Source organism: Tomitella biformata AHU 1821 (assembly GCF_000524475.1).
Taxonomy (GTDB): Bacteria; Actinomycetota; Actinomycetes; order Mycobacteriales; family Mycobacteriaceae; genus Tomitella; species Tomitella biformata.
On record NZ_BAVQ01000007.1, the window covers coordinates 53,651 to 78,797 of the forward strand.

Consider the following 25,147-nt stretch of genomic DNA (forward strand, 5'->3'; position numbering starts at 1 on the left):
CCTCGTCCGCCAGTGCGGGCGAGGAGACCTGTACGACGCACCGGCGCCGCCTGGAGTTCCAGGCGGCGCCGGCATCGTCTGCGGGTCGCGCCTACTCCGTGACGACGATCTTGCCGGCGGCACCCTTCTCCGCATCCGACATGATGTGGGAGACAAAGGAATACGATCCAGGCTCGGTGAACTCCAGCTCGACGAAGCCGCCTTGGGCCGGGGTGAGGTCGAGAGCCTGGCTGGCACCGTGCAGCGCATTATCGGGCCGCAGCAGGTAGGCGCCCTCCTTGTAGACAGTGTCGAACTGGGCGCCCACCACGTGGAAGGACGTCGTCAAGTTCGGGCCGACATCGAGGAGCCAGATCCGGATCCGATCGCCCACCTTCGCGGTGAGCGGCCGGTAGAGGTACTGGTTCGCGTAGCCGTTGAACATCACCAGGTCGGGAGTCTTGGCTGCCACCTTGTCCGCGTCGATCTCGCCGCGCTGCGGGCCTAGGTAAGCCTCGGACTGCTGGAGCAGGTACTCGGCGTCGACGGGTGCCAGGCCGGGCGGGTCGATGATCACCGCGCCGAACATCCCCGCGGCGATGTGCACGGACATGGGCTTGGTCGAGCAGTGGTAGAGCCAGATGCCGGTGTGCTCGGCGCGGAACGTGTAGACCAGGGATTCGCCGGGGTTGATGGTGCGCATGTTGGTGTCTGGGTTGACCATGCCCGCGTGGAAATCGATCGAATGGCCCATGGTGCCGTTGTTCACGAGGGTCACCTCGAAGACGTCGCCGAGCTCGCCGCGCAAAGTGGGGCCCCCTGCCGCCCCGTTATAGGTCCACAGGACCTGTTCAAGGCCAGGCGCGAACTCGCCCGGCACCTCGGTGATGTCAAAGGTGTACTGGTGCGTCGTGCCGCCCGGCGCCGGGGCCAGCGCGGCGTCGCGGGCCTGGAACTCCGGGGCGGGCGCCGAGTTTAGCGCGGTCGTGACGGCGTGGCTGTTGATGCTGTCCGCCCCGGTCGCGCTGTGGTGGGGCCCCGGTGCGGCAGCCGAGTTGGCCGGGTCCTGCCCTTCCGCACGGACCTGGAAGACCATGCCTTGCTGGCGGTGGCCCACGATGGAGCACCAGCCATCGACATCGCGGCCGATCACCCCGGCATCGAGCTGCCGGGACTGGCCCGGTCCGAGCCGCCCGGTGCTCTGGCCGGTCTCGAGGACCAGGTCGTGGACCTGGTCGTCCGCATTGGTCACGTTGATGACGAGTCTGTTGCCCACGGGCACCTCGATCTCGGCGGGCATGAACCGCATGTCTTTCGCGACGACGTCGACCTGGGTGGTCTCGCCGGTGGCGACCGCACCGTTGGCAGCATCTAGTGGGGCAGGCGCGCTGATCGCGGTGCCCAGGGCTGCGACGAGGGCCAGGCAGGCGAGGGCGGCGGTGGCCTGGAGTGCTGGGGACCGGCGGGCGGGCGCTGGATCGGCGGGAGCGGCCATCATCGGTGTCGGGATGGGCGTGGACATTGACGCCGGGCCCGTGGGTTTCGGGGCAACGGCCGCCCTGCGCGCCGCCAGGGTGGCGCGGGCGCTGCGGATCATGATCGGCAGAAATGCCACAAATGCGACCATGACGAGGGCGGAGACGCCGACGCGGGTCCAACTCGGCAGAGGCAGCAGCCACATCAGGAGGCCGCCGTTGATGACGACGATGCGCCAGGTGGCCCAGCGGTCCATCTCGCGCACGCCCACCGCGATGACCGCGGCTTGGCCCCCCATCAGGTTCGGCAGGAGTTGGGTCATTATGCCCAGCAGCAGCTGGGCGGCGAAGCCCACGATGAAGGGGACCGTCAGGGGGGCAAGGCGCTCAGGGAGAAGCGGGCCGGTGGCCAGGACTGTCGTGAGGGCGGTGAGGGAGCCGAGGAGCCAGAGCAGTGCGGCGGTGACGGACATCGCGGCGTACCCGCGCGGCAGGTGCTGGGGCAGATCCCGCAGGGCCAGTCTCATCATTGGCAGGGCCACGAGTAGCCAGCCCGCCAGGTAGGCGCCCACCCCCGCGGCGGCGGTGTTGGGGGAGTCGAGCAGGGCGCCGGCCGTCGCCGCGGCGATGCCTGCCAGCAGGATGCCCAGTGCCGGCAGTGCGCGGCCCCGGCCGGGGACCTCCGCCCGGAGCAGCCGCGGATACACGATTAGAAGGGTGCCCGCCGCGGCTAGGCCCAGAAAGCCGAGCAGGTTCATCGCCTGATGCGCGAGCAGGAACCCCGCCTGTGTGGTGTCGGTGAACCCGTAGGCGAGAGCGGCGCCGAAACCCGCCCCAACGGGGAGTAGGAAGGCCGATCCCACGTAGAACCACACCCCGGCGCGATTCCAGCCGCCTTTGGCCGCGCTGATCTGCTGGAGCAGCCCGACACCATGCCACGCGACCGCCGCACCGATGATCACGGAGCCGGAGACGGTGACGTGCCACCAATCGGCGAGCACTCCGACGATGGCAGCCACGATGCCAAGGTTCAGCACATAGATCCGGATCAACTGCGTGCGTCGGCGGCTCTCTGGCAGGGGCGAGCCGAGGAAGCCCTCGGTGAAGTGCTGGGACCACACCACGACCGAGTTCGTCACCGCGCCCAGGGTGAACAGGTGCACCAGGAGCCAGCGGGAGTCCGGCAGGTATCGATGGAAGATTCCGGCCAGGATGATCAGCCCGAACCAGACTCGGACGGGCTTGCCTGCACGCTGATGCCAGGTGGGTGGGCGCCTCGTGGGTTTTGGCTGCACAGCAGTCATGTTATAGCGCAGCGGCCCACCCGCCGTCAGCGCCGCAGAGAAGTTCGGTTAATTCACAGGCTGGTAGGCGCGGCTGGGACGTCGCGGCACGCAGAGGGTGAATGCGATGGCGGCGAACGACGCTACGAGCGAGATCGCCGCGGCCGCCCGGAACGCGCCGATCGTGGGGAACTCGAGGACACCGACGGTGACCGTCATGCCCGCGAGCACCGCACTGGTGACCGCCGACGAGGTGGAGGTGCCGATAGCCCGCATCAGCGAGTTCAGGCTGTTGGCGGCGGCCGTCTCCGCGTTCGGCACTGCGCCCATGATGAGCGATGGCATCGAGGCGTACGAGATGCCGATACCGGTGCTGACGATGAGATTCGCTGCGGTGATCTGCAGGATCGACATGGGCACGGCCATCACGACGGCGTAGCCGAGGCCGATGACGGTGGAGCCGGCGACCAGCGTGATGCGGGCGCCCAAGCGGTCGATCAGGCGCGCGGAGATCGGCGAGCACATCAGCATGATCAGGCCGCCCGGCGCGAGCAGAAGGCCGGTCTGAGTCATCGTCAGGCCTAACCCATATCCGGTGTCGGTGGGCGCCATCATCACCTGTGGGGGGATCAGCGCCATGCCGAACATGCCGAAGCCGACGGCGATGGAGGCGAGGTTGGTGAACAGCACCTGTGGGCGGGCGCTGATCCGCAGATTGACCAGGGGGTTCCGGGCGCGCATCTGATACCAACCCCAGCCCAGGAACAGCGCGAGCGAGGCGACAAGCAGGGCGATAGTGAGCGGGCTGGCCCACCCCCATTGACCGCTCTTGGTGATGGGCACCAGCAGCGCCAGGAGGGCCAGCGCCAGCCCCAGCGCGCCCACATAGTCGAATCGGCCCCCGCTGCGCACGGCAGACTCCGGGACGACGGCTAGGACGCACGCCAGCGTGGCCAACGCGAGCGCCGCGACGACGATGAACACCACATGCCAGTCGGCGTACTCGGAGATGATGGCGGAGACCGGCAGGCCCACGGCGCCGCCGACACCGAGCGTCGCGCTCATGACGGCGATCGCCGCGGTGAACCGCTCGGCTGGCAACTCGTCTCGCATGATGCTGATGCCAATCGGGATGATGCCCATTGCCAGGCCCTGCAGGGCTCGGCCCGTTGTCATCGGGACCAGGGTGCTGCTGGCCGCGCAGACGGCGGAGCCGATGGCCAGGGCCGCCAGGCTGATCACGAGGATGCGCCGCTTGCCGTACATGTCGCCGAGCCGGCCCGCGATCGGCATGATCGCCGCGCCGGCGAGCAAGGTCGCGGTCACGGCCCAGGCGGCGTCGGACGGCGTTGTGCTCAAGATCGTGGGCAGCAGGGGGATCAGCGGGATGATGATCGTCTGCACCAGCGCGGCCATGATGCCGGACAAGCAGAGCACTGCGATGAGGAGTGCGGGCCGGCGCGCGGACACGTGCGCCGGCTGCGCGAGCGCCGGGCCCAGACGTCGGGTGAAGGTCACGGTCTTCCCAGCGTCCTTCCTGGCGTTGGGTGTGCCCGCCGTCTCGCATCCGAGTGGGTGAGGGGGCGGGTCACACGTAGGATTAGCACGTTACACATCCCCTTGTGCATCATGCACAAGGGCCTGGCGCAGCGAGTTGTGCCGGACGGCGGGGCATCGATCGGAAGGTGGGACGTGTGGAGAGCCAGGAGTTGATCCCTCGGCGGCCGGGGGACGGGCGCGACGACGAGCGCGACGTGTCCAGCCTGGAATACGAGCTGATCCTGCTCTCCCGGCACTCCTTGCAGCGCGGGCGACTTCAGGAGATGGACCGTTCGGCCTACATTCTGCTCGGGCGGCTCGAGCTGGCGGACGCGATGAGCCTGAAAGAGCTTGCCGTCGCCTGCAGGGTGGACGTCTCCACGATCAACCGTCAGGTGGGGATGCTAGAGCGCAAGAGCCTCGTGGAGCGCGTCAAAGACCCGGACGGCGGAGTGGCGAGGAAGGTCCGGCCGACGCGGCTCGGTCTGGAGCGCCTGCGCGCCGACCGGGAGATCAGTTGCGACGGTGTGCGCAAGGTGGTGCGTGATTGGCCAGACGAGCGGGTGGGGCAACTCCGACAATTGCTGCGGGAGTTCAACGGTGGCATCGAGCACCTCGAGGGGCAGCGCTGGCCCCGGCCGGGGGACTCGTAGTGCAAATGGCCCCGGGCCCGCTGTGTGCGGGCCCGGGGCCATTTGAGCACCTGCAGTCAGGCGGCGACCTTCACGCGGCGGCGGGACAGGATCGAGCGCTTCGAGTTGCGCAGCGCGGTGGCCAGGCCCTGGCGGCGGCCGGTGGCGGGATCGATGGTGGTCGTGGTGTCGACGAACATGGCCTCCGAGCGGGTCTCGGGCGCGTTGTCCCGGCTGTCCTTGAGATACTTGTTCGGCAGCGACATCTTGGCGATGGTGCGCCACGTCTGCCCGTACTGGACCAGCATGGGGCCGGTGGTGTACGGCAGGTCGTACTTTTCGGCGAGCTCGCGCACCCGCACCGCGATCTCGCCGTAGCGGTTGCTCGGCAGGTCCGGAAACAGGTGGTGCTCAATCTGGTAGCTGAGGTTGCCGCTCATGAAGTGCATGGCCTTGCCGCCGGAGATGTTGGCGCTGCCGAGCATCTGGCGCAGGTACCACTCGGCCTGAGTCTCGCTGTCGACATCAGACTTCGTGAACTTCTCCGCGCCGTCGGGGAAGTGGCCGCAGAAGATGATGGCATTGGTCCAGACATTGCGGATGACGTTGGCCGTCAGGTTCGCGGTCAGCGTGGTCTTCCACCGCGGGCCCGTCAGCGCCGGATACATCACGTAGTCCTTGAGGATCTGCTTGCCCATCTTGCGCAGTGCCGGCTTGGACTTGGCGCGCAGCTCACCGTCGGCCAGCCGGCCCTGGGCGGCCTTGCCCAGCTCCAGGTCCTGAATAGCGACGCCCCACTCGAACAGCGCCTGGAGAATAGCGTTGTAGGCGATGTTGCCGAGGTAGAAGGGCTTCCAGCGCTGGTCGCGCGTCACCCGCAGGAGTCCATAGCCGACATCGCCGTCCATGCCCAGCACGTTGGTGTACTTGTGGTGCATGTAGTTGTGGGTCTGCTTCCAGTTGTCGGCGGTGCCGACGATGTCCCACTCCCAGTTGGTGGAGTGGATCTCCGGATCGTTCATCCAGTCCCACTGGCCGTGCATGACGTTGTGGCCGATCTCCATGTTCTCGATGATCTTGGCGACGCCCAACATGCCGGTGCCGAGCCACCACGCGGTCCGCTTGTTGCTGGCGACAAGGGTGGCGCGGGCGGCAAGCTCGAGGGCCCGCTGGGCGCGGATCGTGTTGCGGATATAGCGCGCGTCGCGCTCGCCGCGAGAGTTCTCGATGTCCCGGCGGATCGCGTCGAATTCGCGGCCCAGGGCCTCGATGTCCTCTGCGGTCAGGTGGGTGTATTCCTGCACGTCCGAAATTGCCATAGCCCTACGATACCGTAAGTTACGGTCCGGTAGGTTGGTGTTTTAGAAGTGATCTACGCCACTTGACGTCAGCTCGGGCCTCTGTCACAATTCGCCGAAATCGCAGCCGCTATGGCGTTGACCAGTCTATTCGCAGGCGATCCCATCTTTATCCCCGTCCATCTGCGGGCGATAGCCAGGCTCGCCCACATGAAGCGGCGTGACGCCGGCGGCGCGGGCGGCCGCGCAATTGGCGTAGTAAAGGTCGGGATTGGCGGGTAGCGGCGCCGTCCTGGTCTCTGGCGCCGCAGCCGGGGCGGGGCTCGGCTCGGCGGGTGCCAAAGGAGCGGGAGCGGGTGGCCCGCAACTGAGCAGGACACGCTCGATGGCATCTCGCTCGGCGGCGGTCACCCACAGCCCATACGCCGACTTCACCTCCACCTGCCGCGCCACGTAGGTGCACCGGTAGGCGTTGTTCGGGGGCAGCCAGGTGGCGGCGTCGCCGTCGCCCTTCTGCTGATTCGCCCGGCCCTGGGTCGCCTGCAGGTTGCGGGGATCATTCGCGAAGTCCTGGCGGGTGGCGGCGTCGAGCTGCTGGGCGCCCTTCTGCCATGCGTCCGACAGCGCCACCACATGGTCGATCTGCACCTCCGACGAGGTGGCGGCGCCGCGCTGGAAGGCGATGGTGGTCCCGGTGTACGGATCCGCCAGCACGCCCGTGAGCACGGCGCAGTCACGCGAGCCCGGCTTGAAGGTCAGCTCGGTCAGATCCCGGCGCAGGATGTCGTTACGAGTATCGCAGCCGTTGCGGCCACCCTCGACGGAGACGGCGTCCGTCCAGGCCGAGCCGAACAGGTCGCGGCTGTACCCGGTTTTGGGTGCGCGGCCCTTGACCGCCAGTGTCGAGAGCTGGGCGAGGGCGGCCGCCGCTGATGCCGCGGGCGCAGGCTCGACGGTGGGTGGCGCATCGGTCGGCGGTGCTGCGGGGCTCTCCGCCGCGGCCGCGGGAGGGCTCGCCGACGGCGGGGCCTCGGAGACGATGGCGGTGGCGCCGGACGTGGTGTGGGCGGTGGCGGTGCTGGTGGGTTCGGGTGTGGAGCACGCTGCGCCGAGGCTGGCAGCCAGGAGCACCACGGGGAGGGTGCGAGCAAGGACCACTAGACGGCGGCGCGCCCCTCGGCCGATGGCAGAGGGGCGCGACGAGAGAGAATTCTGGGTTACGGCAATGCCTGCTTCGCTAGTGGACTACGCCAAGGCCGACGGTCGGCAGGATGGTGCAGCTGATCGGCGCTGCGCCGTCATCGCCCTGGCTGACAATCGAGCCGTACATCGTGGAGACGATGCGGCCAGAGCCGGTGTTGGCGATGGTGCTGAGCGTGGTGGGGCCTTCGGCCGCGTTCATCCCCGCCTCGTTCGTCATGGCCTGTGTGCCCTGCGCGCCGGTGTCGAGGTTGATCCACGAGACCATGAGCTGCTCGGCCGGGTTGGGCTGAGCGGGGTTGGTGCCCAGCGCGGTGAAGACGTACCCTGCCTGGCCGCCGGGGACGCCGGGGGCTGGCGCCTCGGTGGGGCCGGAGACCATCAGCGCCATGCCGACGGAGTCCTGATCGCCGCCGATGCAGCCCTTGCCGATGGTGGGGTAGAGGAACTGCTGGATGGGAACAGCGCCAGACTCGGGGATATCGGGTCCGCCGCCGCCGCTGCCATCGAGGAAGGTGATGACACGATCGAGCGTGCCCTTCATCTCCTCGGACAGGCTGGAGTCCTGGAGCATCTGCTTGGCCTGGGCCAGCAGGTCATTGTTCGTGCCAGCGGCCGGCACCTGCGCCTGGCTCGCGATGGCGCCGATGATGGCGGGCAGGAACGACTGCATTGCAGCGAGTTCCTCATTGGAGGGCAACTGTGCGTCACCGTTCAGGATGCCGGCGAGGAAATCCTCGCTGACGGCGGGAACCGGGGCGGGCGACTCGTCGGCCGCGGCGGTGGCAGGCAGAATAATGGCGGCTGCGGAGGCGAGCGCCAGGGCCATCATGGGCTTGCGTGATCCTCGGAAACTAAGCACCGGTTAATCCGTTCTGGTCGGTTGTGCACGTGCCAGGCATACATGTAGTCGCACGGCCAGTTGGTTAAGTTACGTGAACGGGTGGCCAACTCGCCAATCGCGGCGCGCCGCAACTGCACCTATTGACCTCACAATGTCACAGCACTGTGGCGCTGACCCTACCTGGGCGGGTGACTTTGACCAGGGGTGGTGATGCAAATGTTACAAATGTATACGCGAGGGGCCTGTGGTGCTGAAGTGACTGCTGAGACTTTTACGGCTGACTGCTATCCTTTGCCGGTCAAAGCTGGGGCATCCCGGTAAGTGTGAGCGGGAATGTGCGAGCGGGAGTTTACGCATGATGTCAGAGCGACTGCGTGGAATTTTGCTACGCCATGCAGCACTGTTCTGGACTCTGCTGGGGATATCGGTGGCTGTGCGAATGGTCCTCGAGCTGGTCTTGCCCAATGGTTTCGACCTGATCGACCTGCATGTCTATGTGGACGGCTCGGCGTCACTGTCCGGGGGCGGGCTATATAGCTTCGCCTACGACGGCGCCTCGGCCGACTTCCCGCTGCCCTTCACCTATCCGCCGTTCGCCGCCTTCGTCTTCTACCCCCTGCATTGGCTGCCTTTCACCCTCGTCGTGATCGTGTGGCAGCTCCTGACGATCGCGGCGCTGTACGGCGTCGTCCGGCTCTCGCAGCAGCTCCTGTGGGGCACAGCGGCCACCGGGCCGGAGCTGCGTGTCGCCGCGGCACTGTGGACTGGCGTGGCCATGTGGATGGAGCCCGTGCGGGCCACCCTGGATTTCGGCCAGGTCAACATGTTCCTGGTGTTGGCGCTGATGTGGGCCGTCAAGAGCACACGCTGGTGGGTCTCGGGGCTCCTGGTGGGCCTTACCGCGGGCATCAAACTGACCCCCGCGATCACCGGAATGTACTTCCTGGCGCGCGGGCAGTGGCGTGTGGTGATCTCCTCGGCGCTGGCCTTCGGCGCGACGGTACTTTTGGGCTGGGCGCTGATCGGGGATCAGGCACGCAGCTACTTCACCGACCTGCTGGGCGACACCGCGCGGGTCGGACCTATCGGCTCGGTGAACAATCAGTCGCTGCGCGGTGCGCTGAGCCGGCTCGCAGGCCACGACGTGGGCTCCACCGCTGTCTTCGCCGTCGCAATGCTCGTGGCGGCGGTGTTGTGTGTGCTTGCGTGGCGGGCGATCGACGCCGAGGACCGGCTGGGCCAGCTTCTCATCGTGCAGTTCTTCGGCCTGCTCGCGTCGCCGATCTCCTGGGAGCACCACTGGGTGTGGGTGGTGCCGCTACTGATCTGGCTGGTCCACGGACCACTGTGGTCGAAGCTCGGTACCAAGATCCTGTGCGGGCTGTGGGCCCTGTCGATGTTCGTGGGCGTCTCGACGGTGCTCTTCCGGGTGCAGCCGGATCCGCTGGAGTTCAGCCGACCGGCCTACCTGGCCTGGCTGGGCACGGTCAATGCCCTGCTCACGTTGAGCACGCTCGTGTGGGTCGCGCTGACAGGTCGCCGCCGTTCGTCTTTGCCGGCCGGGCCCGAGGCTGTCGCCGCGCCGCGTGGGGGCCAGGCTAACGCGGAGCCGCAAGCCGGTTGATCTCCCGCGCTAGCAGCACATCGAGCTCGGTGACGCCGCCTGCGGAGTGCGTGGTGCAGTTGTAGGTGACCTTCCGCCACCGGATATCGATATCTGGATGGTGGTCCAGGTGCTCGGCGGCCTGTGCCACCCGCTGCACCAGCACGATCGCTGCGGGGAACGATGCCGACTCGATGGTCCGGCGCAGGCCAGACTCGGTCAGCTGCCAGCCGTCGAGATCCATCAGCGCGGTGGTGATGTCCGCGACGCCCATGAGTTCCGACATGCCTCCATGGTGCCATCGGATCGGCCTTTCGGCACGCATTGCCCAACGGGATAGGGTTTGCAGGGCGCTGCGGCCAGCAGTGGTCCTCGAGAGGAAGACACACATGTCGAAGGTGCAGTTGGGTTTCGCGGGAATTGCGATGATGGTCGCGGCGGGCTTGGCGCTCTCGTCCTGCTCGGCGGGCGCGGGGGGCGGAGACGCGAAGGCGGACGTCATCCTGGTCACCCATGACTCCTTCGCACTCTCCGACGAGGTGTTGGCGCAGTTCACCGAGCAGACGGGACTCACCGTCGAGGTGCGCGGCAGCGGCGACGCCGGAGCACTCACCAGCCAGTTGGCGCTGACGAAGGAAAACCCGTTGGGGGATGTCGCGTTCGGCGTGGACAACGCCTTCGCGTCGCGGGCCATCGAGGAGGGCGTGTTCGCGGACTACACCTCCCCGGCCGCGGCCGGGGGGTCGGCGGACTACGCCTATCCGGGCTCGTCCGCGCTCACGGCCGTCGACTACGGCGACGTGTGCCTGAACATCGACACCCGCTACTTCACGGAGCGCCAGCTTGCTGAGCCGGCGACGATCACTGACCTCATCAAGCCCGAGTACAAGGACCTGACGGTGGTGGAGAGCCCCGCGACGTCCTCGCCCGGCCTGGCGTTCCTGCTGGCCACGATCGCCGCGGATGGCGACGGCTGGCAGCAGTACTGGAAGGCGCTGGCGGACAACGGGGTCCAGGTCACCGATGGCTGGACGCAGGCCTACAACGTCGAATTCTCCGGTTCGGCTGGCGCGGGCAGCCGGCCGATTGTCGTGTCCTACGCGTCGTCGCCGCCGGCGGAGGTGGGCGCCGATGGCTCCGCGCCGCCCACGAAGGCGTTGCCGGACACGTGCTTTCGGCAGATTGAGTATGCGGGGGTGCTGACCGGCGCGGCCAACCCCGAAGGCGCGCAGAAGCTGATCGACTTCCTGCTGAGCCCCGCGGTCCAGGCGGACCTGCCCGGCCAGATGTATGTGTTCCCCGTGCAGCGGGACACGCCGTTGCCCGACGCGTTCGCGCGGTACGCGGCCAAGCCGGAGGCACCGCTCACCCTGGCGCCGAGCGTGATCGGCGAACATCGCGATGAGTGGATCGCAGAGTGGCGCACTCTCGTCCAAGGCTGATGCCCAGGACCAGCCGAATCTCTAGTCCTGCCCGGGCCAGGGGGCCACTGCTGCTCGGCGCGCTGCCGATTCTGTTCATGCTCGTATTCTTCGCGTGGCCGGTGCTCGCCATCCTGCGGCGCGGACTGCTAGATAAGAGCGGCGCCTTCGACCCGCTGGGGACCCTGGCCCTGTGGTGGAGCCCCGAGGTGGGCTCGCTGGTCGCTTTCACCCTGGGACAGGCGGCGGCCTCGACGGCGCTGACCCTGGCCGTCGGCATGCCGATCGCCTGGTTGTTGGCCCGCGTCGAGATCCCCGGGCGCACCCTGCTGCGGGTGGGGGTGACGGTTCCGTTCGTACTGCCGACGGTGGTGGTGGGGGTGGCGTTCCGCCTGCTCCTGGCCGAGGGCGGCCCGTTCGCCTGGACCGGGCTCGACGGGACCGTGTGGGCGATCCTGCTGGCGCACGCGTTCTTTAACGTCGCGGTGGTCGCCCGCACCGTCGGCGGCGTCTGGGCGCACCTGGATCCGCGGGCCGAGCAGGCGGCCCGGACCCTGGGGGCCGGCCGGGCCCGCGCGTTCGCGACGGTGACGCTGCCCGCCCTGGCGCCGGCGATCGCTTCCGCGGCGGCTGTGGTGTTCCTGTTCTGCGCCACCAGCTTTGGCGTGGTCCTGGTGCTGGGCGGCACCAGGTACCGGACTCTGGAGACCGAGATCTACCTCCAAACTGTGCAGGTGTTCGACCTGCGGATGGCGGCCGCTCTCTCCATCCTGCAGATGCTGGCGGTTGCCGCGGCCCTGGCCGTGGGCGCAGTGGCCCGGCGTCGCCGCCAACACTCGATGACGCTCAGCCCGGCTGCGGTGACGGCGGTGCGCCCCAGTGGTTGGCAGTGGCTGCCGGTGGGCGCCGTGCTCGCGCTGATCGCCGCGCTGCTGCTCACCCCGCCCATGGTGATGGCGCTCAAGTCGGTGCGCGTCGACGGGCGCTGGACCCTGGCCGCCTATCGGCTGCTGGGCACGACGATCGAGGGGGTGCGACCGGTCGATGCCGCGCTCACCTCGCTGCGCACGGCCAGCGACGCGGCGGCCATCGCCCTCGTGTTGGGGCTGCTCGCGGCGGTGGCGTTGAGCCGAGCACGGGGGCGGGCGGCGGGCGTCGCAGACGCGTTCATGATGCTGCCGCTGGGCGTCAGCGCTGTCACCGTCGGCTTCGGACTGCTGATCACGATGGGTTCGCTGCCCGGTGATCTCCGCAGCTCGCCGATGCTGATCGCGTTCGCGCAGGCGCTGGTCGCGTTTCCGCTGGTGGTGCGGACCCTGCTGCCCGCGTTGCAGGCCATCGACCAGCGGCTGCGTCAGGCGGCCGGGGTGCTGGGCGCTGCGCCGCTGCGGGTCTGGTGGTCGGTGGACCTGCCGTTGATCGCGCGCTCGCTGGCCGCGTCGGCGGGCTTCGCGTTCGTGGTGGCGCTCGGGGAGTTCGGGGCCACCTCGTTCCTGGCCCGCCCCAACAACCCCACGCTGCCGGTGTTGATCGGGAAGCTGATCGGCCGCCCGGGCGCGGACAACCTGACCGCGGCCCTGGCGTGCTCTGTGCTGCTGGCACTGGTCACGGCGGCCGTCGTGGTGATCATTGAGACTGTGCGGTTGGGAGATATCGGTGAGTTCTGAAAGGACCGTCGCGGTGGGCGGCGTGTTGACGGTCAAGGCCGCCAGCGTCGATTACGGGCAGACCCGGGCGGTGGACGAGGTGACCCTGGCGGTGGGTGGGCCAGGCAATCAGGTGCTGGCGCTGCTGGGCCCCTCGGGCTGTGGCAAGTCCACGCTGCTGCGCGCGGTCGCGGGCCTGGAGCCGCTCGCCGCCGGCCGCGTGCTGTTCGACGGCGCGGACTTGGCGCGGGTGCCCACACACCGCCGGGAGTTCGGCCTCGTGTTCCAGGACGGCCAGCTGTTCCCGCACCGGACCGTGGCGGGGAATATCGGGTATGGGCTGCCCGGCCCGGGCCTCGCTCGCGGCAGGGCAGCCCGGGCCGCCCGGATGGAGCGGATCGAGGAGCTGCTGGTCCTGGTGGGGCTGGAGGGCTTCGGGGAGCGGCGGGTGCGGGAGCTCTCCGGCGGGCAGGCTCAGCGTGTCGCGCTGGCCCGGGCCCTGGCCCCGCGGCCCCGGCTGTTGCTACTCGATGAGCCGCTGTCGGCCCTGGACCGGGAACTGCGGGATCGGCTCACCGTGGACATCGCCCATGTGCTGCGGGTGACGGGCACTCCGGCGCTGTTGGTGACCCATGACCATGGCGAGGCCGCGGCGCTGGCGGATCGGATCGCCGTGATGCAGGACGGGCAGATCGCGCAGACGGCCACGGCGCGCGAGCTGTGGCGGCACCCGCGGGACGAGCGCGTGGCCGCCTTCCTGGGCTACCCGGTGGTGCTGCCCGGGCGAGTGCGAGCAGGGCTGGCGGAGTGCGAGCTCGGCACGCTGCCCCTGGCGCGTCCCGACGGGCCCGTGCGGCTGGGACTACGGCCGGAATCGGTGCTGGCCCACAAGGACCCAGACGGGACGGCCGAGGTGGTGTCGGTGACCGAGCTGCCCGCCGAGGTCCGGCTGCTGGTGCGGCCTGACTCTGCGCCAGACTCAGGGCGGGCCGGCGTGGCGGCGATCGCGGCCATCGCGGAGGCAGGCGCGGACCTCGTGGTGGGGGACCGCGTCAGAATCGCGCTCATCTCTGGACAGGTCGCAGTGCTCGAGCCCCGTGAGGTGGCCGCGGCGGCCATCCTCCGGGGCGGGCGGCTGCTGTTGGCCCAGCGCCGGTACCCGCCGGAGCTGGCCGGGCAATGGGAACTGCCCGGCGGCAAGCTGGAGCCGGGGGAGACGCCGCAGCGCGGCTTGGCACGGGAACTTCGCGAGGAGCTCGGGGTCCGGGCCGAGGTGGGTTCCCGGGTTGGGGCGGAGGTGCCGCTGCCGGGCGGCATGGTGCTGCGGGCATATGAAGCCCAGATCGTGGGCGGCGCCGGTGCGGGGGACCGGGGCGGGGAGCCGACGGCGCGCGAGCACGCGGCGCTGGAGTGGGTCGACGCCCAGGGCCTGCGCGACGCGATCCTGGTCGCCAACGACCGGGCTTGGGAGCCGCAACTTGTGGCGCTGCTGGAACGGTCGCGGCCCGGCGCTGACTGCGATGGGGGAGACCTGCCGCACACAGATGGGGAAAAATAGGCGCGAGCGAGTAGCCTAGTACAGGCTGCGTGTATTTTGCGTGCGAATCTGAACATTCTTAGACGGGTGCTCCGATCGTGTGAATGCCGCGGCCGCAGCGTTCGGCAACCCGATCGTTGACCACCATGCACGTCCGTCGCCGTCGAACACGGCAGCGCCGGCCGCAGTATCCAGCCAGGAGTACGCCCCGCGTGACCACGCCCCGCATCGATTTCCGTAACGTCGCCATTGTCGCCCACGTCGACCATGGCAAGACCACCCTCGTCGACGCACTGCTGCGTCAGTCGGGTGCCTTCGCGGAGCGTGCGGAGCCAATAGACCGGGTGATGGACTCCGGTGACCTCGAGCGCGAGAAGGGCATCACGATTCTCGCGAAGAACACCGCAGTCCACAAGATGCACGAGGACGGCTCCATGACCGTCATCAACGTCATCGACACCCCCGGCCACGCCGACTTCGGCGGCGAGGTCGAGCGCGCGTTGTCGATGGTCGAGGCCGTCGTGCTGCTGGTCGACGCGTCCGAGGGCCCGCTGCCCCAGACCCGCTTCGTGCTGCGCAAGGCGCTTTCCGCCATGCTGCCCGTGATCCTGGTCGTCAACAAGACGGACCGCCCGGACGCCCGCATCGCCGAGGTCGTCGAGGAGAGCCACGACCTCCTGCTGGACCTCGCCTCGGACCTGCCCGAGGAGGCCGCGGCCGCCGCCGAGCTGGTCCTGGACCTCCCGGTCCTCTACGCCTCCGGGCGTGAGGGCAAGGCCTCCTGGAACCGCCCCGAGAACGGCCAGGCTCCCGACCGCGAGAACCTGGACGACCTGTTCGAGGTTCTCCTGGACAAGGTGCCCGCGCCCATCTCCAACTCCGAGGCCCCCCTGCAAGCCCACGTCGTCAACCTCGACGCCTCCGCCTTCCTCGGCCGCCTGGCGCTTGTCCGCATCTACGCGGGCGAGCTGCACAAGGGCCAGCAGGTCGCCTGGATGCACGAGGACGGTGTTAAGCAGGTCAAGATCACCGAGCTGCTCCGCACGGTTGGCGTCTCCCGCGAGCCCGCGGAATCGGCCATCGCCGGCGACATCTGCGCCGTGGCCGGCATCCCCGAGATCATGATTGGCGACACCCTCGCCGACCTTGAGAACCCGGTGGCGCTGCCCCGCATCGACATCGACGAGCCCGCCATCTCGGTGACCATCGGCACCAACACGTCGCCGCTGGCCGGCCGTGTCTCGGGCCATAAGCTGACCGCCCGCATGATCAAGGCCCGCCTGGACGCCGAGCTCGTCGGCAACGTCTCGCTCCGGGTCCTCGACATCGGCCGCCCCGACGCGTGGGAGGTCCAGGGCCGTGGCGAGCTGGCACTGGCCATCCTCGTCGAGCAGATGCGCCGCGAGGGCTTCGAGCTGACCGTCGGCAAGCCGCAGGTGGTTCTGCGCAAGGTCGACGGCAAGACCCACGAGCCCTACGAGGACCTGACCGTCGACAGCCCCGAGGAGTACCTCGGCGCGATCACCCAGCTGCTCGCCGGCCGCAAGGGCCGCATGGTCGAGATGACCAACAACGGCCACGGCTGGGTCCGCCTCGAGTTCCACGTCCCGTCGCGCGGCCTGATCGGCTTCCGTAATGAGTTCCTGACGACCACGCGCGGCACCGGCATCGCCAACGCGGTGTTCGCCGGCTACGAGCCGTGGGCCGGGGAGATCCGCGCCCGCCACACTGGCTCGCTCGTCTCGGACCGCTCCGGCTCGGTCACCCCGTATGCGATGATCCAGCTCTCGGACCGCGGCACCTTCTTCGTCAACCCCGGCGCCGACTCGTACGAGGGCATGGTCGTGGGCATCAACCCGCGCTCCGAGGACCTCGACATCAACGTCACCCGCGAGAAGAAGCTCACCAACATGCGCGCCGCCAGCTCTGACACCACGGAGACCCTGGCCAAGCCCATCGAGCTGGACCTCGAGGCGGCCATGGAGTTCTGTGCCGTCGACGAGTGCGTCGAGGTGACCCCCGAGATCACCCGCGTGCGTAAGCTCCACCTGAACGCGAACGAGCGCGCACGCGAGCGCTCGCGCAGCAAGTCGCGGGACCAGGCGTCGGTCTAGCGGCCTGCCTTAGGCGACACACTCGCGGACCCGAGGGGGAGTGCGAGCACCGGACTCGGGAGGGTGAGTGGATCGACCGTTGAGAACTCGTCGGATCGTCGGCGGCCGTGCTGGCCGCCGGCGATCCGCCGTTTTTGCCACCTACGGCGCCGCGTGCGGGCTCGTCGCCGTGCTGCTCGCGGGCTGTGTCGCGAATCCGCCGTCGGCGGTGGAGAACCCCACTGAGGCCCAGCCGGCGACGCCCGCGCGGACCGCCACCACGGTCACTGTCGCGATGGACGGCATCGGCCGGGGATTCAACCCGCATCTGCTGGCCGACCAGTCGCCGACCACTGCCGCAGTGGCGAGCCTCGTGCTGCCGAGCGCATTCCGGTACCAGCCCGACCCGGCGGATCCGGCGATCGCCACGCTCATGATGGACACGTCGGTGCTCGAGTCCGCGCACGTCGTCTCCGAGTCGCCCTTCGCAGTGGAGTACCAGCTGCAGAACGCGGCCCAGTGGTCCGACGGCGCGCCCATCGCCGTCGAGGACTTCCGCTACCTGTGGCAGCGCATGATCAGCGAGCCCGGCGTTGTCGACCCGGCGGGGTACGCGTTGATCTCCGATGTGGCCGCCTCCGGCGAGGGCGGCAAGACAGTCAAGGTCACCTTCGACGCGCCGTACCCCGCGTGGGAGGAGTTGTTCACGAACCTGGTGCCCGCACACCTGGTGAAGGACTCCCTGGGCGGTTTCGCCAACGCGCTCAAGGACAAGATCGCGGTCTCTGGCGGCCAGTTCAAGGTCACCACCGTCGATCGCGGCCGCAACGAGATTGTGCTGGACCGCAACGACCGGTTCTGGGGCGATGTGGCGACGCCGGACCGCCTCGTGTTCCGGCGCGGTGGGGGATCCGGCCCCGTGACGAGCTCGCTGCGGGTGGGCGACACCCAGCTGACGGCGATGCGCGGCGGCGGCGCGCTGCTCGCGCAGCTGTCCACCATCCCCGGCGTGCAGGTGGCCCGTGAGCTGCAGCCGCGAGTGCTGGCGTTGACCCTGAACTCCCGCGACCCGCAACTCGCCGACCCTCGGGTTCGAGAGGGCCTGCTGGGGCTGCTGGACCCGGAACTGCTCGCGGTGATCGGCGCACACAGCGAGTCGGCCGTCATCGCGGTGCGTGCCCAGCTGCTGGCCCCGTCCGATCCCGATTACGCGGAGACCGCGCCCGCCCGGATCGGCGGCGCCGCGGCGCTGGCCCTGCTGACCGACGCCGGATATCAGATGGGCGCCGGCGAGACGGGGAAGCAGTTGTCCCTCGTCATCGCCGCACCCGCCGGCGATGACAGCGGCACCTCGGTCGCCAACGCCGTCGCGGATACCTGGCGCGCGGCCGGCGTGGATGTGACGGTCTCCGGCAGCACCGACTCCGACCAAATTTACGGCGCAGGCCTCCTCGACGGCTCGATCAGCGCAATCGTGGGCTGGCAGAGCGTGGGCGGAGATATCGCGACGGGGGCCGCGTCGCGGTTCGGCTGCGAGCGCCCCCCGGAGTCCGGCACCGTGCCCACTGAGACCGCAACGCCGAGCCCGACCAGTACTGAGGGCGAGACTGCCAGCGCACCCGATGAGCGGCCCCCCAGCAACCTGGGCGGAGTCTGCGATCCTGCCGCGCAGGAGCTGCTCGACGGCGCGCTCTCCGGCGACCCGCAGGGCACGGCACTGGCCCGCGAGTTGGAGCCCCGGCTCTGGGGCCTGCACAGCACCCTGCCGATCCTGCAGGATAGCGCGGTCGTCGCGATCGGGGACACCGTCACCGGGGCGGTGGCGCGACAGCCGATCGTCGCGGGGCTGTTCGTCAATGTCGGCGGCTGGGCCCGCCAGCCCGAGTAACAGGAGACACGGATGAGCACGACGGCAGCTGCTAGGCAGCACGGCGGCGGACGGCGACGGATGTTGCTGGTGCACGCCCACCCCGATGACGAGACCATCACCACTGGCGGTGTCATCGCCCGATATCTCGCCGAGGGCGTGGAGGTCACTGTGGTGACCTGCACGCTGGGGGAGGAGGGCGAGGTCATCGGCCGGCGGTGGGCCGGTCTGGTCGTGGCGGAGGCGGACCAGCTGGGCGGGTACCGCGTCCTCGAATTGACGAATGCGCTCGCGGAGCTGGGCGGCGTCGAGCCGGTGTTCCTGGGCGGTGCGGGCCGCTGGCGGGACTCCGGCATGGCCGGCACCCCGGCGGCCGCCAACCCGCGCGCGTTCGTGAACGCGGACCGGGCCCAGGCCGAGGAACAGCTGGCGGAGATCATCAGAGAGCGCCGCCCGCACGTGGTGATCACCTACGACGCGGACGGCGGCTACGGCCACCCCGACCACATCGAGGCGCATCGACTAACGATGGCGGCCCTCGAGTCTGCGGCCGTGGGCCCCGGCAGTTGGCAGACGCCCAAGGTGTATCTGACCGTCACGGAGGACGACGCGCTGGCCGCAGGGCTGGCCCGGATGGGAGAGCTGCCCGCGGGCTGGACCACCCCGGCCGCGGCCGAGCTGCCCGCCCACCCCGCCGCCACGATCACCACGGAGGTCGATATCTCGGTCGCACTGAATGGCAAACTCCGTGCCCTGGCCGCGCACGCCACCCAGGTCGAGGTGGCGCCGGGCGGGCGCGCCTTCACCCTGTCGAACCTCGTGGCGCAGCCGGTCCTGGATCGCGAGCACTTCATCCTCGTCCGTGGCGCACTGGGCGAGCGCGACGCGAGGGGCCGGGAGTCCGACCTCTTCGGCGGACTCGAGTTCCCCGCCGCCCCGTGAATCCCGTTAGAGTGTGACGAGCGACACGACGTGCATGCCGGGGGTCTCGGGGGACTGACTCGGGTGACGCGGCGCGCGACGTCGGCTGGAACTCCCCGGCCGGCAATGAGCATGGGAGGCAGCTCGTGGTTGATCCAGTGACCCAGATATTGCGAATGATCTATCCGAACGACGACGCGATCAGGTCCGCGTACATGGGCTCGGTCGTGGGGATCGCGGAAAGTCAGTCGCATCTGTTGACGCTGCTCGGCTACCCGCCGGTCCCGTGATGCCGTGCCGTCAGGCCCCGGGAACTACCGGCCCGACGGCGTGCGCCAGCGGGGACCTGCCGTGGCTCGGGCCCAGTGGATAGCGCATTATCGACCTATGAAATTCGGCCAAGAGGTGTGGGACCGCCTGGTGCTGGCGCTGCTGATCGTCGACGGCGCGGCGGTGGGCATCCTGTCGGTGTTCTTCCTGCCGCTGACCCTGGGATCGGTGCCCTTCCCGATCTCCGCATTCATCGCTGGTGGCGTGAACCTGCTGCTGGTGCGCACCGCGGCTCGGGACACCCAACAGACCATGCTGATCGCGGCCCCGCTGATCGCCTGGGGCGCTGTGTACCTCGTCTTCGCGCTCGGCCGGATCGGTGGCAGCGGTGTGGTGCCGGGGGATTGGCGCGGCGCGCTACTGGTGTTCGTGGGCGCGATGCCAGCCGTGATGTGGCTGACCACGTCCGCGATGGGCCGGGCGGCCGCGCGCGGCACCGCCTAGCCCACCGTTTACGCGATGTCGATGGGCGTTCCGCACCGAGGGCACGTGGGTGCGGTCATGTCCTCCAGAAACAGCCCGCACTCGGTGCACACTCGGTTGAGCCAGCAGACTGGGTCACCGCCCTCGTCCTTCGCGCTTGATTCCATGCTCATGGCTCCATGATGCCCCTTCCAGCGGCGTGCAGGGCGGGTCTCGCGGCTAGCCCCGCACCCAGATGTCGCCGGCGCCGGGGGTGACCCGCTCGATCAGGCCCCAGGCCTGCTCGACGGGAAGGTCGTGCACGTCGTATCGCCCATTCCCCGCAGGTGTCGCCGCGATGATGGTGGCCAGGCCGGCGCGGCGTTGGAAGATCGTCTGGCGCACCGTCCAGCCGACGATTCCGTTGGCGACGAGGTGGTCCTGGCTGCGGTTGAGGGAGCCCGATCGGGTAATAAGCCAGCCCGGGGGAGTCGCGTGGCCCAGTGACCGGGCACGGTCGACTGCGACGGCGAGCATCGCGGCGGCCAACGCCGCCATGATGGCCCACGTCCACCTGGGCCAACCGGGGACCACCACGTGCAGGACCGTCAGGGCGACCGCGAGCCCGGCGACGGGGACCAGGGCGCGGAAGTAGCGTCGGCGGGTGGCGGCGGCGCCATGGCTTCGCAAGGCGGTACCGGTCGGCAATGACGGCAGCACCTGGGCCAGCACCCGGCGGGCGTGGCGAGCGGGGGACTGCGGGAGGAGGATCGCGTCGCCAGTCAGGCGTCGGCGGCGCACGCCGGTCATGATGGCGATCGTCTTGGCTCCGCCGACCAAGCGCAGCAACAGCGGATCCTGCAGTGATGCGCCGCGCAGGCGAGCCCGGTCGTAGGAGCGCTGGGTGCGCTTGAGCAGGCCGGACTCGACATAGAGCACGGGGCCGGTGTCCAGTAGTTGGAACCGCGCATAGGCCAACAGGTAGCCGAACACGGCCAGCACGCTCGACACCGCCAGCGACACGACGCCGACAGTCGCGATCACCTCGAGAGGGTTGGCGTGGCTGGCCCACCGATAGGCTTCCCCGGGGGCGTCGGAGCGCAGAACCCGAGTGGCGGTCGGTCCCATCGCGCCGGCCATGGCGGCGAGGGCGACCACGCCCATGAGTGAGAACGGGGCGAAGCGCACCCAGCGCGCGGACCAGCGGGCAAGATCGACCGCGCCTTCCATCTGCTCGGAAGCGACGGGACCCTGGGCATGCGGTGCCCGGCCGCGGGCCGCGGACAGCACTGCGTCCCGCAGTTCGGCGGCCGCGGTGGCGTCCAGGCCGTCCAGTTCGAAGCCAGACCGGCCGCCGTCGCCGTGGGCGGCCGGCTGCCCGGTCCCGATGCGCAACAGGGAGATGTGCAGGATGCGGTGCAGCGCGTCCGCGTCGACCTCCACGGACCGCACCCGGGCTAAGGGCACCGAAAGCAACCGGCGGCGCAGCAGGCCGCGGCGCAACTGCACGTGCAGCGGCCCAATCCGGTACTGCGTGGTCAAGTAGCGCAGCGCCGCCGCAGGCACCACGAGGGCGAACGCGTAGAGGCTGTAATAGGACGCGCCGGTGGCGGTGCCGATGAGGACGGTGAGCACGAGGAATGGCAGCAGCCGGATGGCCTCCTTCACCGGATAGATCAAGAGCATCCGGCGATCCAGTCGCTGCCACGGCAGCGCCTCCTCGGCCGCTAACACAGGGTCCACCACCACAGGGTCTGTCTGAGCAGGATCGGCCACCTCGGCGGAGTCGATCATGTGGCGTCGTCTGACAGCTCGCCGACGATCACGGCCAGCTGAGCGGCCATGGCGTCGGCCACCGGCTTGTCGAGAGCGCTGATGCGGACCTTCCCCGCGGACGACGCGGTGGTGATGGTGACAGTGGACAGGCCCAGAAGCTGTTCTACCGGGCCGCGTTCGGTGTCGACAGTTTGGATCCGTGCGATCGGTGCGATGCGGCGCTCCTGGGTGAGCCAACCACTGCGGGTGTAGATGGCGGTGGCGCCGATCTCCCAGCGGTGGATCTGGTAACGCCACGCCGGCATGATCAGCAGTCCGGCCACGCCGAGGGCCGCCAGCGCGGCGACGGCGACCCACCGCCAATCTCGAGCCGGACCGTGGAAGAAGACAAACCACACCACGATGCTCAACGGGATCCACCACAGCGTCGACGTCAGGGCCCACGCGTACGGTGCCTTGGCGCTCGGCCGGTGCCCGGGATCGAGGATCGTCAGCCGCGTCTCGGGGGCGTCGGCGGCAATGGGTTCGGGCATTGGGTGAGCGTAGCGAACGGCCGGCGGAGGCCGCGCGACCTCAGTGTCGGGGAGTGCGGTGGCAGCGGCGGATGCCGATGGCGCATGATCGGGTGGTGACCCCTTCGCCAGAGCGTTTGCCTGATCTCGCTGTGCACGTCGCCTCCGCACCTGCGTCCGACGTCCACACCCCGACGCCCCACATCCCGGCCCCGCAGCCCACACCAGCGGCGATGCGACGGGCCCTGCGGCGGGCACACGACGGCGTCACGCTGAATGTGGACGAGTCCGCGGTGCTGCTGCAGGCCACCGGCGCGGATCTGGACTCGCTGTGCGAGGCCGCGGCGCGGGTGCGCGATGCCGGGCTGCTCGCCGAGGGGCGCGTCGGCGCGTCGGGCATCGGCCTCATCACGTATTCGCGAAAGGTGTTCATCCCCCTGACGCGGCTATGCCGGGACAAGTGCCACTACTGCACCTTCGTCACCGTGCCGGGCAAGCTGCGCGCCGAGGGCCACGGCATGTACCTGGAGCCCGACGAGGTGCTGAAGATCGCCCGCGACGGCGCGGCACTCGGCTGCAAGGAGGCGCTGTTCACTCTGGGGGACCGGCCGGAGGATCGCTGGCCCGAGGCCCGCCAGTGGCTCGACGAGCGCGGCTACGACTCGACTCTCGACTACGTGCGCGCCATGGCGATCCGCGTGCTCGAGGACACCGGGCTGTTGCCACACCTGAACCCCGGTGTCATGAGCTGGGAGGAGCTCTCCCGGCTCAAGCCTGTCGCGCCGTCGATGGGCATGATGCTCGAGACCACGGCGACGCGGCTGTTCACCGACAAGGGGGAGGCGCACTACGGCAGCCCCGACAAGGATCCGGCCGTGCGCCTGCGCACCCTGACCGACGCGGGCCGGCTCACCGTGCCGTTCACCACCGGCATCCTCGTGGGCATCGGGGAGGACGCGGCCGAGCGGGCGGACTCCATTCACGAGATCCGCAAGTCGCACAAGGCCTTCGGCCATATCCAAGAGGTCATCGTCCAGAACTTCCGGGCCAAGCCGGACACCGCGATGCGGACCACGCCGGACGCGGGGCTCGAGGAGTACCGTGCCGCGATCGCCGTCGCCCGCCTCGTCCTCGGCCCCGCCATGCGGATCCAGGCGCCGCCGAACCTCGTCTCCGCGCAGGAGTGCGCGGCACTGCTGCGCGCCGGCGTCGACGACTGGGGCGGCGTCTCCCCCCTGACTCCGGACCACGTCAACCCCGAGCGGCCTTGGCCGAACCTCGAGGCCCTCGCGCAGATCACCGCGGACTCGGGCTTCGAGCTCGGCGAGCGGCTCACCGCCCAGCCGAAGTACGTTCTGGCCGGCCAGCCGTGGATCGACCCCCGCATCGCCCGGCACGTCGCCGCCCTAGAGGACCCGGCCACCGGACTGGCCCGGCCCGACGCGATGCCCGTCGGCCTGCCCTGGCAGGAGCCCGACGCGGAGTGGGTGTCCTCCGGCCGCGTGGACCTGAACACCGAGATCGACACCACCGGCCGCAACACCGAGACCCGCAGCGACCTGGGTAGCGCGTTCGGGGACTGGGACACGGTCCGCGAGCAGGTCCTGGAGCTCGCCGGCGCGCCGGAGCGCCTCGGCGGCGACGTGCTGGCGGCGCTGCGCAACGCTGAGAAGGACCCGGCGGGCTGCTCCGACGCGGACTACATCGCCCTCGCCAACGCAGACGGCGCCGGCCTGGAGGCCCTCGTCGCTCTCGCGGATCGGCTGCGCCGGGACGTCGTCGGCGACGACGTCACCTACGTCGTCAACCGCAACATCAACTTCACCAACATCTGCTACACCGGCTGCCGGTTCTGCGCGTTCGCGCAGCGCAAGGGCGACGACGACGCGTTCACGCTCTCCACGTCCGAGGTCGCGGACCGGGCCTGGGAGGCGCACGTCGCCGGGGCCACCGAGGTCTGCATGCAGGGCGGCATCGACCCCGAGCTGCCCGTCACCGGCTACGCGGACATCGTCCGCGCGGTCAAGGAGCGGGTGCCGAGCATGCACGTGCACGCCTTTAGCCCCATGGAGGTCGTCAACGGCGCCTCGCGCGGCGGCGAGAGCGTGCGGGATTGGCTTCTCGCGCTCAAGGAGGCGGGCCTGGACACCATTCCCGGCACCGCCGCGGAGATCCTCGATGATGAGGTCCGTTGGGTGCTGACCAAGGGCAAGCTGCCGACGGCGAGTTGGATCGACGTCATCACCACCGCGCACGAGGTGGGCCTGCCGTCGAGCTCGACGATGATGTACGGCCACGTGGACCAGCCGCACCACTGGGTGGGCCACCTCAATGTGCTGCGCGGCATCCAGGACCAGACGGGCGGGCTCACGGAGTTCGTGCTGCTGCCGTTCGTGCACCAGTCCTCGCCGCTGTACTTGGCCGGCGCGTCGCGGCCCGGGCCGACCCAGCGGGAGAACCGCGCCGCACACGCGCTCGCCCGTGTCATGTTGCACGGGCGCATCGACAACATTCAGACCAGCTGGGTCAAGCTCGGTGTCGCCGGGACCCAGGCGATGCTCCAGGGCGGCGCGAACGACCTCGGCGGTACGCTGATGGAGGAGACGATCTCCCGGATGGCGGGCTCGCAGCATGGCTCCGAGAAGACGGTCGCGGAGCTGCGGGAGATCGCCGAGGGCATCGGGCGGTCGGTGCACGAGCGGACCACGCTGTACGGTCGGCCGGAACGTTCGGGCATCCCCGTAAGCCAAGTTTGCACACCCTGACTAGGCCGCGGCTACGCTCAGCGG

General features: G+C 69.5%; 19 protein-coding genes. 11 read left to right on the top strand and 8 right to left on the bottom strand.

The window, feature by feature from the left end:
- Positions 1–91: 91 nt before the first annotated feature.
- Positions 92–2,749, bottom strand: coding sequence for a multicopper oxidase domain-containing protein (locus TBIF_RS05085; RefSeq protein WP_024793774.1), 2,658 nt, complete (start codon positions 2,747–2,749; stop codon positions 92–94).
- Positions 2,750–2,806: 57 nt separating this feature from the next.
- Positions 2,807–4,255, bottom strand: a complete 1,449-nt coding sequence (locus tag TBIF_RS05090) for an MFS transporter (protein WP_024793775.1) — start codon at positions 4,253–4,255, stop codon at positions 2,807–2,809.
- A gap of 176 nt (positions 4,256–4,431) precedes the next feature.
- Between TBIF_RS05090 and TBIF_RS05095 the strand changes: the two genes are divergently transcribed.
- Positions 4,432–4,929 carry a MarR family winged helix-turn-helix transcriptional regulator gene (locus TBIF_RS05095; RefSeq protein WP_024793776.1) on the top strand — a complete coding sequence of 166 codons (498 nt, stop codon included), beginning with the start codon at positions 4,432–4,434 and terminating at the stop codon, positions 4,927–4,929.
- 56 nt (positions 4,930–4,985) lie between these two features.
- Here the strand turns inward: TBIF_RS05095 and TBIF_RS05100 are convergent, their stop codons facing one another.
- The 3 genes from TBIF_RS05100 to TBIF_RS05110 form a co-directional block, all read right to left on the bottom strand.
- Positions 4,986–6,227 (bottom strand): fatty acid desaturase family protein, encoded by a 1,242-nt coding sequence (locus tag TBIF_RS05100; protein ID WP_024793777.1) that lies wholly within the window; start codon positions 6,225–6,227, stop codon positions 4,986–4,988.
- 126 nt (positions 6,228–6,353) lie between these two features.
- The gene (locus TBIF_RS05105) at positions 6,354–7,340 is read right to left on the bottom strand and encodes a GmrSD restriction endonuclease domain-containing protein (RefSeq protein WP_024793778.1); all 987 of its coding nucleotides are present in this window, start codon (positions 7,338–7,340) and stop codon (positions 6,354–6,356) included.
- A gap of 103 nt (positions 7,341–7,443) precedes the next feature.
- Positions 7,444–8,238, bottom strand: coding sequence for an Rv1157c family protein (locus TBIF_RS05110; RefSeq protein WP_038169857.1), 795 nt, complete (start codon positions 8,236–8,238; stop codon positions 7,444–7,446).
- Positions 8,239–8,608: 370 nt separating this feature from the next.
- Between TBIF_RS05110 and TBIF_RS05115 the strand changes: the two genes are divergently transcribed.
- Positions 8,609–9,874 carry a mannosyltransferase gene (locus TBIF_RS05115; RefSeq protein WP_024793780.1) on the top strand — a complete coding sequence of 422 codons (1,266 nt, stop codon included), beginning with the start codon at positions 8,609–8,611 and terminating at the stop codon, positions 9,872–9,874.
- On the opposite strand, the gene TBIF_RS05120 is transcribed toward TBIF_RS05115, so the two are convergent.
- On the bottom strand, positions 9,849–10,139 hold the full coding sequence (locus tag TBIF_RS05120; protein ID WP_024793781.1) for a 4a-hydroxytetrahydrobiopterin dehydratase: 291 nt from the start codon (positions 10,137–10,139) through the stop codon (positions 9,849–9,851). The two genes, TBIF_RS05115 and TBIF_RS05120, sit on opposite strands and share 26 nt — an antisense overlap.
- 103 nt (positions 10,140–10,242) lie before the next feature.
- Here TBIF_RS05120 and TBIF_RS05125 point away from each other — a divergent pair, with 103 nt between their 5' ends.
- The 8 genes from TBIF_RS05125 (at position 10,243) to TBIF_RS05160 (ending at position 20,112) form a co-directional block, all read left to right on the top strand.
- On the top strand, positions 10,243–11,295 hold the full coding sequence (locus TBIF_RS05125) for a thiamine ABC transporter substrate-binding protein (protein WP_038169860.1): 1,053 nt from the start codon (positions 10,243–10,245) through the stop codon (positions 11,293–11,295).
- Complete coding sequence (locus tag TBIF_RS05130) at positions 11,295–12,941, top strand: ABC transporter permease (protein WP_024793783.1); 1,647 nt, start codon at positions 11,295–11,297, stop codon at positions 12,939–12,941. The genes TBIF_RS05125 and TBIF_RS05130 overlap by 1 nt, the downstream gene beginning before the upstream one ends.
- On the top strand, positions 12,931–14,478 hold the full coding sequence (locus TBIF_RS22905) for an ATP-binding cassette domain-containing protein (RefSeq protein ID WP_158506315.1): 1,548 nt from the start codon (positions 12,931–12,933) through the stop codon (positions 14,476–14,478). Before TBIF_RS05130 ends, TBIF_RS22905 begins: the two co-directional genes overlap by 11 nt.
- Before the next feature lie 191 nt (positions 14,479–14,669).
- On the top strand, positions 14,670–16,571 hold the full coding sequence (gene typA, locus TBIF_RS05140) for a translational GTPase TypA (protein ID WP_024793785.1): 1,902 nt from the start codon (positions 14,670–14,672) through the stop codon (positions 16,569–16,571).
- A gap of 79 nt (positions 16,572–16,650) precedes the next feature.
- The gene (locus TBIF_RS05145; protein ID WP_024793786.1) at positions 16,651–18,438 is read left to right on the top strand and encodes an ABC transporter family substrate-binding protein; all 1,788 of its coding nucleotides are present in this window, start codon (positions 16,651–16,653) and stop codon (positions 18,436–18,438) included.
- Between the two features lie 12 nt (positions 18,439–18,450).
- Positions 18,451–19,359 carry an N-acetyl-1-D-myo-inositol-2-amino-2-deoxy-alpha-D-glucopyranoside deacetylase gene (gene mshB, locus TBIF_RS05150; RefSeq protein ID WP_024793787.1) on the top strand — a complete coding sequence of 303 codons (909 nt, stop codon included), beginning with the start codon at positions 18,451–18,453 and terminating at the stop codon, positions 19,357–19,359.
- Positions 19,360–19,484: 125 nt separating this feature from the next.
- A complete protein-coding gene (locus tag TBIF_RS25625; RefSeq protein ID WP_158506316.1) occupies positions 19,485–19,628 on the top strand; it encodes a hypothetical protein in 144 nt (47 codons plus the stop codon).
- A 97-nt stretch (positions 19,629–19,725) separates the two neighbouring features.
- Positions 19,726–20,112 (top strand): hypothetical protein, encoded by a 387-nt coding sequence (locus TBIF_RS05160; RefSeq protein WP_024793788.1) that lies wholly within the window; start codon positions 19,726–19,728, stop codon positions 20,110–20,112.
- A gap of 198 nt (positions 20,113–20,310) precedes the next feature.
- On the opposite strand, the gene TBIF_RS05170 is transcribed toward TBIF_RS05160, so the two are convergent.
- Both TBIF_RS05170 and TBIF_RS05175 read right to left on the bottom strand, forming a co-directional pair.
- On the bottom strand, positions 20,311–21,813 hold the full coding sequence (locus TBIF_RS05170) for a PH domain-containing protein (protein WP_235174504.1): 1,503 nt from the start codon (positions 21,811–21,813) through the stop codon (positions 20,311–20,313).
- A 47-nt stretch (positions 21,814–21,860) separates the two neighbouring features.
- Positions 21,861–22,379, bottom strand: a complete 519-nt coding sequence (locus tag TBIF_RS05175; RefSeq protein WP_024793790.1) for a PH domain-containing protein — start codon at positions 22,377–22,379, stop codon at positions 21,861–21,863.
- 77 nt (positions 22,380–22,456) lie between these two features.
- On the opposite strand from TBIF_RS05175, the gene TBIF_RS05180 reads away from it, so the two are divergent.
- Positions 22,457–25,123 (top strand): bifunctional FO biosynthesis protein CofGH, encoded by a 2,667-nt coding sequence (locus tag TBIF_RS05180; protein WP_024793791.1) that lies wholly within the window; start codon positions 22,457–22,459, stop codon positions 25,121–25,123.
- Positions 25,124–25,147 lie beyond the last annotated feature (24 nt).

Coding starts and splice junctions, on each gene's coding strand:
- TBIF_RS05110 (WP_038169857.1), bottom strand. CDS start 8,238: ATGATGGCCCTGGCGCTCGCCTCCGCAGCCGCCATTATTCTGCCTGCC.
- TBIF_RS05160 (WP_024793788.1), top strand. CDS start 19,726: ATGAAATTCGGCCAAGAGGTGTGGGACCGCCTGGTGCTGGCGCTGCTG.
- TBIF_RS05175 (WP_024793790.1), bottom strand. CDS start 22,379: ATGCCCGAACCCATTGCCGCCGACGCCCCCGAGACGCGGCTGACGATC.
- TBIF_RS05100 (WP_024793777.1), bottom strand. CDS start 6,227: ATGGCAATTTCGGACGTGCAGGAATACACCCACCTGACCGCAGAGGAC.
- mshB (WP_024793787.1), top strand. CDS start 18,451: ATGAGCACGACGGCAGCTGCTAGGCAGCACGGCGGCGGACGGCGACGG.
- TBIF_RS05125 (WP_038169860.1), top strand. CDS start 10,243: ATGTCGAAGGTGCAGTTGGGTTTCGCGGGAATTGCGATGATGGTCGCG.
- TBIF_RS05180 (WP_024793791.1), top strand. CDS start 22,457: ATGGCGCATGATCGGGTGGTGACCCCTTCGCCAGAGCGTTTGCCTGAT.
- TBIF_RS05115 (WP_024793780.1), top strand. CDS start 8,609: ATGTCAGAGCGACTGCGTGGAATTTTGCTACGCCATGCAGCACTGTTC.
- TBIF_RS05120 (WP_024793781.1), bottom strand. CDS start 10,139: ATGTCGGAACTCATGGGCGTCGCGGACATCACCACCGCGCTGATGGAT.
- TBIF_RS05130 (WP_024793783.1), top strand. CDS start 11,295: ATGCCCAGGACCAGCCGAATCTCTAGTCCTGCCCGGGCCAGGGGGCCA.